Below are 11471 nucleotides of genomic sequence, written 5' to 3'. Positions count from 1 at the left end.
TTATTTCATTGACCGCAGGGGAGCTTCAGGATGTCGATCAAACTTCGTTTGTTCTTGTTGATAGGCACCGGGGTAGTGGCTGTGCTGATCATCAGTCTGGTCAGTTATCTGGGCAACAACCGGATGGCGGCCGCGATGACCGATAACGAGGTCAGCATGACTGCGCTGAGCAATCATCTACAGGCCGACATGATGCACGACGCCCTGCGCGCCGATGTGCTGTCGGCGATGCTGGTCGGGCTGGGCAAGAGTGAAACCACCCGTGAAGAGGTGCTGGCGTCCCTCAGCGAGCATGCCACGCAATTCCGCAAAGTCCTGAGTAACAATCTGGAGTTGCCCATCAGCGACACCCTCAAGGCCGAACTGAACAAGGTCAAACCGAGCCTCGATGCCTACATCAGCGCAGGCGAGCGGATTGTCGGCCTGGCGCTGGACAGCCCTGACCGTGCCCAGCAGGACCTGAGTACATTTTCTGCCGCCTTTACTCAGCTTGAAGGCCAGATGTCCACTTTGAGCGAACTGATCGAAGACAACTCGAAAGCCAGCGGCGAAGTCACCCGCGATGCGATCAACACCGCCAATACCACGCTCGGCGTGGTTCTGGTCATCAGCCTGTTACTGCTGGTTGCGCAAGGGCATTGGGCGACTCGCAGCATCATGATCCCTTTGCAATCTGCCAGCCGTATCGCTGACAGCATTGCGCATGGCGACCTCAGCGAACCAATTGCCGAGCCGAGCAGCCGTGATGAAGCGAGCGCGCTGATTCGCAGCCTTGCCGTCATGCAGCGCGATCTGCGCGGCATGATCGAAGTGGTGCGCGGCAATGCCCATGGCGTGAGCGGCATGAGCGGGCAATTGAGCAGCGGCTGTCACGCGGTGGCGGGCAGCAGCCAGCAGCAAAGCTCGGCAGCAGCGACCATGTCGGCGGCCGCCAGTGAAATGACCGCCAGCATCGAAGAAATCACGCGTCATGCCGAACAGGCACGGGAGATGGCCAATCAGGCCGAGGCGCTGGCCAAGAATGGCGGACGGGTGATCCATCAGGTGGTCAGCGACATGGACGGCATTGCCCGTTCGGCCCAGCAATCGGCGCAGGTAATCCGCACGCTCGACAAGGAGTCGGAAGCCATTTTCAACATCATTCAGGTGATCAAGAGCATTGCCGACCAGACCAACCTGCTGGCGCTCAACGCGGCCATCGAGGCGGCACGTGCCGGTGAACAGGGCCGTGGCTTTGCCGTGGTGGCCGACGAGGTGCGCAGCCTGGCAGGTCGTACCAGCGCATCGACCCAGGAAATCACCGGCATGGTCGCCCGCATTCAACAAAGCACCCGCGAGGCGGTGACCAGCATGGAAGCCGGGGTGGTGCAGGTCGACAAAGGTATGGTGGTGACCGCCGAGGTCCAGCAAGCCATCCGGGATATTCTTGATGCCACGCTGAGCACCACGCATCTGGTCAACGACATCACCCGCACGATTGGCGAACAGAGCCTGGCCAGCAATGAAATTGCTCATCAGGTGGAGATGATCGCCAGCATGTCCGAGGACAACAGCCGGGTCATCGGCCAGACGGCGGCCACCACCGATGAGTTGTCCGCGCTGGCAGTCCAGCTCTCGCGTTCGGTGGACCGGTTCCGGCTTTGATATCTATAAGCCATTATCTGGCGTAATCTCCCGATCCGCCCACTCTGTGCTTTTTTGCCGGTAGTCGAGCCTGATAGGGACACCGTCCAGTGTTCTGATCGCCCCGGTCATTAAAGCTTTTGCACTAACAGACGTTAACCATCCAAACGGAATACCTTCCGCGCCCAGGAGCTGCTGCATGCAAACGTTAAAGGCTTTGTACGAGTCGGTCGAAAAGCAGTTTTTCAACACCTTGACCAAAAAGCTCTCAAGCCTTTTCCTGCTGGTTGTCGTCAGTGCGCTGCTGTATTGGGTGGCGCTGTCCGTTCGTGCCGACATCGTGACGTTGTTGCGCAGTGCGCACCTGGAATCCGGTGTGTTGGCGCGCATTGAAGGCCGGCTGGATGCGCTGAGCAACGCCATTCTGATCAGCACCCTGTTCACGCTGGGCATGGTCGGTTTCATGGTCTGGTACCTGCGCCATCTCATTGTGCGGCCTGTGATGTTCATGACCGGTGCGCTGGAAGAAATTGCCAACGGCGAGGGCGATCTGTCCAAGGATCTGCCACTGCTGACCCACGACGAAATCCGCGTGCTGGCCAGCACCTGCAACCGCTTCCTGGCCAAGCAGCGCGAAGTGATCAGCAGCATCCAGGCACTGACCGTGCAGATCGCGGTCGAGTCGGCGCGCTCGCTCAAGAACATCAGTGATTCCAGTGACAGCGCAACCGATCAGGCGCGCTTTGCCAAGGAGGTCATGGATCAGAGCAACATGGCGGTAGGCAGCATCGAGGACGTGTCGCAGCAGACTCAGGGGATTTCCAGCACCACCGCCCAGAACCTGAGCATGGCGCGCGGCTCCTATTCCGAACTGCTGGAAGTGACCGGCAACATCAGCCAGATATCCAGCAGCCTCAACGAGTTCGGCGTGCTGGTATCGGCCTTGAATCAGCGCTCGTCGAGCATCAAGTCCATCGTCGGCCTGATCCAGCAGATTTCTTCGCAGACCAACCTGCTGGCCCTCAACGCGGCCATCGAAGCGGCACGTGCCGGCGAAAGCGGTCGCGGCTTTGCCGTGGTGGCCGACGAGGTGCGCACCCTGGCGCAGAACGTCAGCAAAGCCACGGACGATATCTCGCAGAATATTGATGCGATGCTCCTGGAAGTCAGCTCGACCTACGAGCAGACCACCCAGATCAGTCAGAGCGCACGTGAAACGCAATTGGTCGTGGAACGTGCGTCGGGTCATTTCGAAAGCATGATCGTCGACTTCGAGTCGACCAATGGCAAGCTTGCCGACATTGCTTCCCACATCCAGCAGTTCGCCACGACCAACACGGGCATCAACGACCGGGTCACGCGTATCTATGCGGACAGCCAGGCCATCGACCAGCGCATGCAGCATTCAGCGACGGCCACCCGCGACCTGTCCGGTGTTGCCGAGCGCGTGCAGGCGTTGCTGGGACGGTTCGTGCTCGGGCACGGTGAACTGGATGCTGCAATCACGCGGGCCAGTCAGTGCCGCGATACCTTGCAGGCGCGGCTCGCGGTGCTGCACAAGGAGGGCGTCAATCTGTTCGATCACAACTACAAATTGATTCCCGGCACCGATCCCAAGCAATACATGACCAGTTACACCGAGCGATTCGCGCAGATCTGCCAGGAAGAATGCGACAAACTGACCAAGGGCACCCGAGGCGGCAAGGTCTCGTTCATTGTCGATAGCAAGGGTTATTGCCCGGTCAACAACAGCTGGGTTTCACAGAAACCGACCGGCAATCGCGCCGTTGACTTGCCGGTGTGTCGCAACAAACGGATGTTCTCTGACCCGGTCGGCCTGCGAGCGGCAAGCAACAAACAGCGTTTCCTGCTGCAGACTTACCTGCGCGATACCGGTGAAATCATGACCGAGATCGATGTACCGTTCTTCTTCGAAGGCCGTCATTGGGGCAACCTGCGGATGGGCTTCGACGCGGCGCAGTTGCTGGGCCGCTGACACGTCGGGGGTGACTTCCGCCGGTTGTGCGAACACCGACGGGAGTCCGTTCAGTCAGCCAAGCAGGTGCTGGGCGATGTACCTTGAGATCTGGACCACTGACGTCTTGCCTGTGAATTCGAACTTCACCTTGCCGATCGCCGAGTAATAGATTTCCAGTTCCGAGTCCAGGTCGAACGTCCCCGAGGTTTCCACCGACCAGGCCACGATGTTCTTGTAGGGCAGAGACGTGAAGTCTTTCTTACTGCCTGTCAGCCCCTGAACGTTGACCGAGATGATGCGTTTGGTGGTAAAGACGACGCCGTCGCGCATGGACTTGTAGGAATCGATGACTGTTTCGCCGTCCAGCAGCAGATCCTTCACGCGGTCTGCGTACTCGTCATTCTGTTTGAGTTTGAAAAAACCTTTGTTGTTGAAGTCGATCATTTTCTGTCCTTGAACCGTTGACGAAGGAAGCGGAGCGCGTCTATGCCGGGCATTGCCGCGTGCAGAGTAGCATCTGGCCACTTTTCTGGTCAGTCGCCCGACCAGGAGCATTGCTCCAGTCTGACTTGACGGCAATGGAACGTTAACGCCTGTTCAGGCTCAATTTCTGTGACGCTCTGATTCCCGGAACGCCTACGGAGGTGTGATTTTGAACATTCAAGACCTGTCCAGCGACATCAAGGCTGGCAAGATCAGTGAACTCAATCTGGTGTCGATGGAAGGCGGCTCCTACGTGCTTCACGCACTGGTGGAAGGCAAGTCAGTGCCGGTTCAGGATTCACACGGCAAGCCGTTGCATCTGGCTTCGGTCGAGGAAGCACGTAAGGTGCTGTCGTCGGTACCGGACGTACAGCTGTTTCTGAGCCAGGGCGTGGCTCACGACGAAATGGTCGGCCTGGACGACGTGCAGGTCGAATCGTCCCGGCATGAGATTCCGTTGCGCTCCAGCCTTTGATATACAGCGTTCATCTGTCCGAATGAATGGAACACCGCTCTGCACGTCAGAGCGGTCGGTCGATACTGCCTGTTGAGGTTTTGAGGGCAGTTCACTACTCAGGAGCCGTCATGTCTTTCCAGAAATTACCCCGAATCCTGATCACCAACGACGATGGCATCGATGCCCCGGGTTTGCTGGCACTTGAAGAAGTGGCCCGCGAACTGGCTGACGAAGTCTGGATCGTCGCCCCTGATCATGACCAGAGCGGCATCTCGCACGCGTTGAGCATTCACCATCCATTGCGCCTGACCACGCGTGGCGAGCATAAGTTTTCGGTTTCGGGTACGCCCGCAGACTGTGTCGCCATGGCCTTGCAACAGTTGATGAGCCAGCCGCCCACGTTGATCCTGTCCGGCATCAACAAAGGCGCGAACCTGGGCGTTGAAACGGTGTTTTCCGGTACGGTCGGCGCAGCCATGGCCGGGCTGTTACTGGGCGTGCCTTCGATTGCCTTGAGTCAGGCCCTGACGCGCCGTGACTCGGTGCGCTGGGATACGGCACGGCAACTGGCGCCTGATGTGATTCGCAAGGTCTGGGGGCTGGGGTGGGAGCAGGGCGCTTGCCTGAACATCAATTTCCCGGATGTTCCCGCGGCGGAAGCCGGCCCGATGCAGTTCACCACCCAGGGTGCCGGTCGCATCGATGCGCTGGAAGTCACTTCACGCACCGATATGCGTGAGCGCGACTATTTCTGGCTGAGCATCCATCGACACGATCTGGCGGACGCGCCCGGCAGCGAAACCCATGTGGTCATGAATGGCGGTATTTCCGTTACACCGCTGCGTTTCGAACGTACCGACACGGCGATGCTGGAACAGTTGAAAACGCGTTCCGCGAGCTGAGGCATCCATTCAGGATTGGCGTATCACGGCGATACATTTGATCTCCAGCAGCAGGCCGGGGTGCGCCAGTTCGGCAACGCCTATGCAGGTCCAGGCGCATTGTCCGCGTGGAAACAGGCGGTTCTTGACGTCGCGAAAGACCGGCATGTGCTCGCTCATCGACACGTGATAGGTCGTCATGTCAACGATGTCATCGAATGTGCAGCCAGCCTCGGCCAGTACCGTGCGCAGGTTTTCCCAGCAGGCGATGAATTGCGCTTCAGGGTTCAGGATCACTTCCATATCGCGTGTGCGCCCGACCTGCCCCGAGCAGTAAAGCGTATGGCCGACCCTGACCGCAGGCGCATAGCCGGCGCGGTCCATGATCAGTTCCATGGTGGGAGGGACAATGATTTCGCGGTCTGACATGTGGCTACACCTGGTTATGCAGTTTTGAATTGATTCTTTGCAGCGAATACCTGCCTGAGGGTCTTACGCCTTGCTGGCAGGTTTCGCGGCGCGGCGCGGTTTTTTCGCCGCCGTGCCGGTTGCTTTCTCGGCGCCTGCGGCCTTGCGCGGGCTGGCCTTGCGTTTTTTCTTCCACGGCGGCTTTACGCCTGCCGGGCTCGCAGGCCCGCTGATGGACATGCGCATGCCGACGCATCGGCTCACGTGCTTGCTCATCCAGGCGGCCTGCCGGGTAACGAACTCTTCAAGGCTCATCTCGCCGCTCTGGACCATGTCCAGCGCCTGTTCCCAGATAGCGGTGGTGCCGGGGTCGGCGATGGCGCGCGGGACGGCGTCGATCAGGCCGAATGCCGCCGGTGTGGCGCATAGCGCCTTGCCCTGTTTGGTCAGATACCCGCGGTCCAGCAGGCCCTGAATGATGCCGGCCCGCGTCGCCTCGGTGCCGATCCCGGTGGTGTCCTTGAGTTTCTGCTTGAGCAGCGGATCTTCCACCAGTTTCGCGACGTTTTTCATCGCCTTGATCAGATCGCCCTCGGTGAACGGTTTGGGCGGCTGGGTCCAAAGGTCCTTGAGCATGATATCGGCAACGGCGCACTCGCAGCCCTGGATCAACCTGGGCAGTGGCTGCGGCGCAGGGGCTTCGCGACCTTTTGGCGGGGTCAGTGCCTCGGGCATGGCACGTTTCCAGCCCGGTTCGACGATCTGTTTGCCGACGGCGCGCAAGGCGTGTCCCGCGCAGTCGAAGTCGGCCTGGGTGCGATCGTATTCGTGGTTGGGCAGAAACTGCGCCAGATAGCGGGCTCTGATCAGCGTGTAGACTGCTTTCGGTTTGCCGGTCAGACGCTCGATGCCTCGGGCCGCGGCGGTGGGGATGATGCCGTGGTGGGCGCTGACCTTTGCATCGTTCCATGCCCGTGAGCGGCGTTGCGCATCAAGGTGCGGCATCAGCTCGCCAAGCGCCGGATCGGCTTTGCCCAGCGCCGCAATGATGCTCGCCGCTTCGCCATGCTGGCTGTTGGGCAGGTAGCCGCAATCGCTGCGCGGGTAGGTGATGACCTTGTGGGTTTCGTACAGGGACTGGGCGATGTCAAGGGTTTCCTGTGCGCCGAGGCCCAGCTTCTTCGAGCAGATTTCCTGAAGCGTGCCGAGATCGAAGGGCAGGGGCGCCGCTTCACGAATCCGCTCGGTGCGCAGCTTGACCAGTCGGGCGCTGCCCGCCCCGCGAATATCCTCTGCTGCCTGTTGGGCCAGCGGCTGATTCAGGCAACGGTCCTGATCATCACAAGCGTCCGACGGTGCCCGCCATTGGGCGATGAACGCCTGATGCTCATGGAGCAGCTTCACATCGATGGCCCAGTAAGGCACAGGGACAAAATTGGCAATGCTGCGGTCGCGGTCCACGACCAGTCTGAGAGTCGGGGTCTGTACACGTCCGACCGGCAGCACGCCCTGATAGCCCGACTGTCTGCCCAGGAGGGTGAACAGGCGGCTCATGTTCATGCCGATCAGCCAGTCGGCGCGGGAGCGGCCCAATGCCGAATGGTACAGGCTGAAAGTATCAGCACCGGGCTTGAGCGTGGCCAGCGCCTTGCGGATCGAGGCGTCGTCCAGAGCGGACAGCCACAGGCGCTGGATCGGCCCGCGATAACGGCAATGTTCGACCAGCTCCCGGGCGATCATTTCGCCCTCGCGGTCGGCATCCGTGGCAATCACCAGTTCTTTTGCTTCGCCCAACAGACGTTTGACCGCTTTGAACTGGCTGGCGGTTCTGGGCTTGACCAGCATCTTCCATTGCTGCGGCACGATGGGCAGGTCTTCCAGCACCCAGCGCTTGTAACGGGCATCGTAGGCATCCGGCGGTGCCGTTTCCAGCAAATGGCCAATGCACCAGGTCACCGTGGCATTGGCACCCACCCAGCAGCCGTCCCCACGCCGCGTTGCGCCGAGCACGGCCGCGATGTCTTTGGCCTGAGAGGGTTTTTCGCAAAGGAACAGCCGCATGACTACCGTCTTCGATTACCGGTGGTGAAGGCTGCAAGGATGAACGTCGAATCGGCGATGGGCAAGTTTTATCTGTATGGATATACAGATAAATACCCTGAGAGGTCATAGACGTCTGATCAGCAGCAGGGCGCGTAGCGCGCCCTGAGCTGCATGCCCGCGTCCCGGCGACGGATCTGGAGTAAAGCGTGGTCCTGTCTGCCAACGATCCCCGCCGCTAAACCGCAATCTCTACCTGATCACCATTCAACCGCACCGGCCAGACCTCCAGTCGCTGCTCCGGATACTCCAGGCAGGAGCCGTCATGCAGGCGGAAGTGCTGTTTGTAGAGTGGCGAGGCGATCACCAGGTCTCCGGCGATCTGGCCAATCAGCCCGCGCCCGATCACGTTGGCTCCAGACTTGGGGTCGCGGTTGTCGATGGCATAGAGCTTCTCGCCGTCCGCCGTATCCGGCACATAGAACAGCGCTACCTGCGTACCGTCGAGCCAGGCCACCACACCTGAGTTGGCGACCAGATCCTGCCGACCGCACAGGGCGTGCCAGTGCAAGTGCAGCGCGGAATGAGTGTTTTCTGGGAAGGCTGTATCGGGCGAGTTCATCAGACCACCTCCTTGAACAATGGGATCAGCGTGAGTTCTTCAGGTTTTGCAGGACGACGCTGAGCGCGTTCCTTGACGAAATGCACGTCCGGGTCGCCACGGCCGTCGTTGACAAAGGTGCGGAAGCGCTTGAGTTTTTCCGGATCCTTCAAGGCGTTGGCCCATTCGCATTCATAGCGGTCAACCACCAGTTGCATTTGCGACTCGAGTTCCGCCGCCAGCCCGAGGCTGTCGTCGAGGATCACGGACTTCAGGTAGTCCAGCCCGCCTTCCAGCGATTCGCGCCACACCGATGTGCGCTGCAGCTTGTCGGCGGTGCGGATGTAGAGCATCAGGAACCGGTCGATGTAGCGGATCAGGGTTTCGTCATCCAGATCGGTGGCGAACAGTTCTGCGTGACGTGGGCGCATGCCGCCGTTGCCGCACAGGTACAGGTTCCAGCCGTTCTCGGTGGCAATCACGCCGACGTCCTTGCTCTGCGCCTCGGCGCATTCACGGGTGCAGCCGGAGACCGCGAACTTGAGCTTGTGCGGTGAGCGCAGACCCTTGTAGCGATCCTCGATGCGCAGTGCCATGGCGACGCTGTCCTGAACGCCATAGCGGCACCAGGTGCTGCCGATACACGATTTCACCGTGCGGGTGGACTTGCCGTACGCGTGACCGGTTTCGAAACCGGCTTCGATCAATTCGCTCCAGATGTCCGGCAGCTCATGCAGTTGCGCGCCGAACAGGTCAATACGCTGGCCGCCGGTAATCTTGGTGTATAGGTCATACTTCTTGGCCACCGCGCCGATGGCGATCAGGCCGTCGGGCGTGATTTCGCCGCCTGGAATGCGTGGCACCACCGAGTAGGTGCCGTTCTTCTGCATGTTGGCCATGAACGTGTCATTGGTGTCCTGCAGTGGCACCAGTGAGGGCTCGGTAATCGGCCGGTTCCAGCACGAGGCGAGAATCGAGCCGACCGCAGGCTTGCAGATGTCGCAGCCATGAGCGCCTTTGCCATGACGGCTCAACAGCTCTTCGAAGGATTCGATCCCTTCGACGCGCACCATCGAATACAGCTCCTGACGGGTGTAGGCGAAATGTTCGCAGAGGCTTTTGTCGACGGCGACACCACGGGCAATCAGTTCGTGTTCGAACACTTGCTTGAGCAGCGCCGTACAGCCACCGCAGCCGGTCGCTGCCTTGGTGCAGGCCTTGATGCCGGCAAGGTCGGTGCAGCCATTGTCGATGGCCGAGCAGATCGAACCCTTGCTGACGTTGTGGCATGAGCAGATCGTCGCTGTGGCGGGCAGGGCGTCGGCACCCAGCGTCGGCGCGCCTTCGCTGTGTGGCAGGATCAGGCTCGACGGATCGGCGGGCAGAGTGATGCCGTTCTGCGCGTATTGCAGCAGGGTGTCGTAATAACTGTTGTCGCCGACCAGCACCGCGCCCAGTACCTGCTTGCCATCAGCCGACACCACCAAACGGCGATAACTGGCGGTGGCTTCGTCGATGTAGCGATAGCTGACTGCGCCCGCCAGCGCGCCGTGGGCGTCGCCGATCGAGCCGACGTCCACGCCCAGCAACTTGAGTTTGGTGGACATGTCGGCACCGAAGAACGGTTCGGTGTCCTTGTTGCATAACTGCGCCGCGACGCCACGGGCCATCTGATAGCCGGGTGCGACCAGACCGAACACGCTGCCGTTCCAGGCTGCGCATTCGCCGATGGCATAGATGTCTTCATCGCTGGTGCGGCAGTGTTCGTCAATCGCGATGCCGCCACGAGGGCCGAGTTCGAGTTCGCACTGGCGGGCGAGGGCATCCTGCGGGCGAATACCGGCGGAGAATACGATCAGGTCGGTTTCGAGAAATTCGTCATTGGCGAAGTTCATGCGGTAGCGGTACTGCTTGCCGTCGCTGATCGACTGAGTGGCACGTGACAGGTGAACACCCACGCCGAGCGCTTCGATCCGGGCCTTCAAGGCAGCGCCGCCCGGTTCGTCGAGCTGGACGGGCATCAGGCGTGGTGCGAACTCCACGACATGGGCTTCAAGGCCCAGGGATTTCAGGGCGTTTGCGGCTTCCAGCCCCAGCAGGCCGCCACCGACCACCACGCCACGACGGGCTTTCGAGGCCGCGTAACGGATGCTGTCCAGGTCTTCCAGCGTGCGGTACACCAGCTTCGAATTGCCCTGCGCGCCTTCGATGGGCGGTACGAACGGGTAAGAGCCGGTCGCCAGAACCAGCTTGTCGTAGCTGAAGCAGCCTTCAGCGGTGATGATTTCGTGGCGGTCGCGGTCGATTTCCAGCACCGGCACGCCCAAGTGCAGGGTCAGGCCAGCCTGTTGGTAAAGCGCCATTTCGCTCATGGCCAGTGACTCGGCATCGCGTCCGGTGAAGTACTCGGACAGGTGCACGCGGTCGTAGGCACGCTGCGCCTCTTCACCGAACACATGAATGCGATAGCGCTCAAGCGCGCCGCCTGCGATCAACTGCTCGACGCAATGATGACCGACCATGCCATTGCCGACGACGATCAGGGTTTTTACATCGTTGTGGGGGAAGACTGTGGTGTTCATGGCTAATCCCGGCCGAGGCCAATCAGGTTTTTTGAAGCAAAAAAAAGCGCCCGGAACCTTTCGGTTCCAGGCGCCTTTGCCTGTTCTCTTATGGGTGTTCAAAGGTGCGGATCGAGCCACGTTGCCGGATGCACCTGATAGCCCTGTGGTCTCTGTGAGACTGGCGATCTGCGTCGATCAACCGGGGCGGCCCGACCACATTGAAGGCGGGGTTGTCTGGAATAATGCAGGGGTTGTGCCAGCTTGGCGTCGATCGTTGATGAGTGACCCCGAGCCTCGTGTTTCCGGGTGTCTGGCGCGACAGCAGGGATCCGGAGCGTGTGTCAGGGTGGCTTGGCAGGCTGCATTGCAATGGTGCGCAGCGGGCGGGTTGCGCTGTAAAGGTGTGCATGGAGGAGGATGGTCGGGGGGGATGTAG

General features: G+C 60.5%; 9 protein-coding genes and 1 pseudogene. 5 read left to right on the top strand and 5 right to left on the bottom strand.

Features of this window, described 5'->3' with window-relative positions:
* Positions 1-30: 30 nt before the first annotated feature.
* From JTJ32_RS26840 to JTJ32_RS22975, 3 genes and pseudogenes are all read left to right on the top strand, one after another.
* A pseudogene (locus JTJ32_RS26840) lies at positions 31-786 on the top strand (MCP four helix bundle domain-containing protein); the annotation flags it as partial.
* Entirely contained in the window at positions 781-1644 is an 864-nt protein-coding gene (locus tag JTJ32_RS26835; protein WP_408004621.1) for a methyl-accepting chemotaxis protein, read from the top strand. The pseudogene JTJ32_RS26840 and the gene JTJ32_RS26835, both read left to right, overlap by 6 nt.
* Positions 1645-1822: 178 nt before the next feature.
* Entirely contained in the window at positions 1823-3619 is a 1797-nt protein-coding gene (locus tag JTJ32_RS22975; protein ID WP_210043400.1) for a methyl-accepting chemotaxis protein, read from the top strand.
* Positions 3620-3673: 54 nt separating this feature from the next.
* Here JTJ32_RS22975 and JTJ32_RS22970 read toward each other — a convergent pair whose 3' ends face one another.
* Positions 3674-4045, bottom strand: coding sequence for a PH domain-containing protein (locus JTJ32_RS22970; protein ID WP_099226598.1), 372 nt, complete (start codon positions 4043-4045; stop codon positions 3674-3676).
* A gap of 202 nt (positions 4046-4247) precedes the next feature.
* On the opposite strand from JTJ32_RS22970, the gene JTJ32_RS22965 reads away from it, so the two are divergent.
* Entirely contained in the window at positions 4248-4559 is a 312-nt protein-coding gene (locus tag JTJ32_RS22965; RefSeq protein ID WP_099226599.1) for a DUF6482 family protein, read from the top strand.
* A gap of 110 nt (positions 4560-4669) precedes the next feature.
* Positions 4670-5443, top strand: coding sequence for a 5'/3'-nucleotidase SurE (gene surE / locus JTJ32_RS22960; RefSeq protein WP_210043399.1), 774 nt, complete (start codon positions 4670-4672; stop codon positions 5441-5443).
* Positions 5444-5452: 9 nt separating this feature from the next.
* Here surE and JTJ32_RS22955 read toward each other — a convergent pair whose 3' ends face one another.
* The 4 genes from JTJ32_RS22955 to nirB all read right to left on the bottom strand — a co-directional run bounded on the left by JTJ32_RS22955 (position 5453) and on the right by nirB (position 11053).
* Positions 5453-5851, bottom strand: a complete 399-nt coding sequence (locus JTJ32_RS22955) for a RidA family protein (RefSeq protein WP_099226601.1) — start codon at positions 5849-5851, stop codon at positions 5453-5455.
* A 63-nt stretch (positions 5852-5914) separates the two neighbouring features.
* The gene (locus tag JTJ32_RS22950) at positions 5915-7891 is read right to left on the bottom strand and encodes a DNA topoisomerase III (RefSeq protein WP_210043397.1); all 1977 of its coding nucleotides are present in this window, start codon (positions 7889-7891) and stop codon (positions 5915-5917) included.
* A 217-nt stretch (positions 7892-8108) separates the two neighbouring features.
* Positions 8109-8492, bottom strand: a complete 384-nt coding sequence (gene nirD / locus JTJ32_RS22945; RefSeq protein ID WP_099226603.1) for a nitrite reductase small subunit NirD — start codon at positions 8490-8492, stop codon at positions 8109-8111.
* Positions 8492-11053 (bottom strand): nitrite reductase large subunit NirB, encoded by a 2562-nt coding sequence (nirB, locus tag JTJ32_RS22940; protein ID WP_210043396.1) that lies wholly within the window; start codon positions 11051-11053, stop codon positions 8492-8494. Before nirB ends, nirD begins: the two co-directional genes overlap by 1 nt.
* Positions 11054-11471: the final 418 nt, after the last annotated feature.

Source organism: Pseudomonas alliivorans (assembly GCF_017826695.1).
Taxonomy (GTDB): domain Bacteria; phylum Pseudomonadota; class Gammaproteobacteria; order Pseudomonadales; family Pseudomonadaceae; genus Aquipseudomonas; species Aquipseudomonas alliivorans.
Note: the sequence above shows the minus strand (reverse complement) of the source record. Positions and strands in the feature narration are given on the sequence as shown.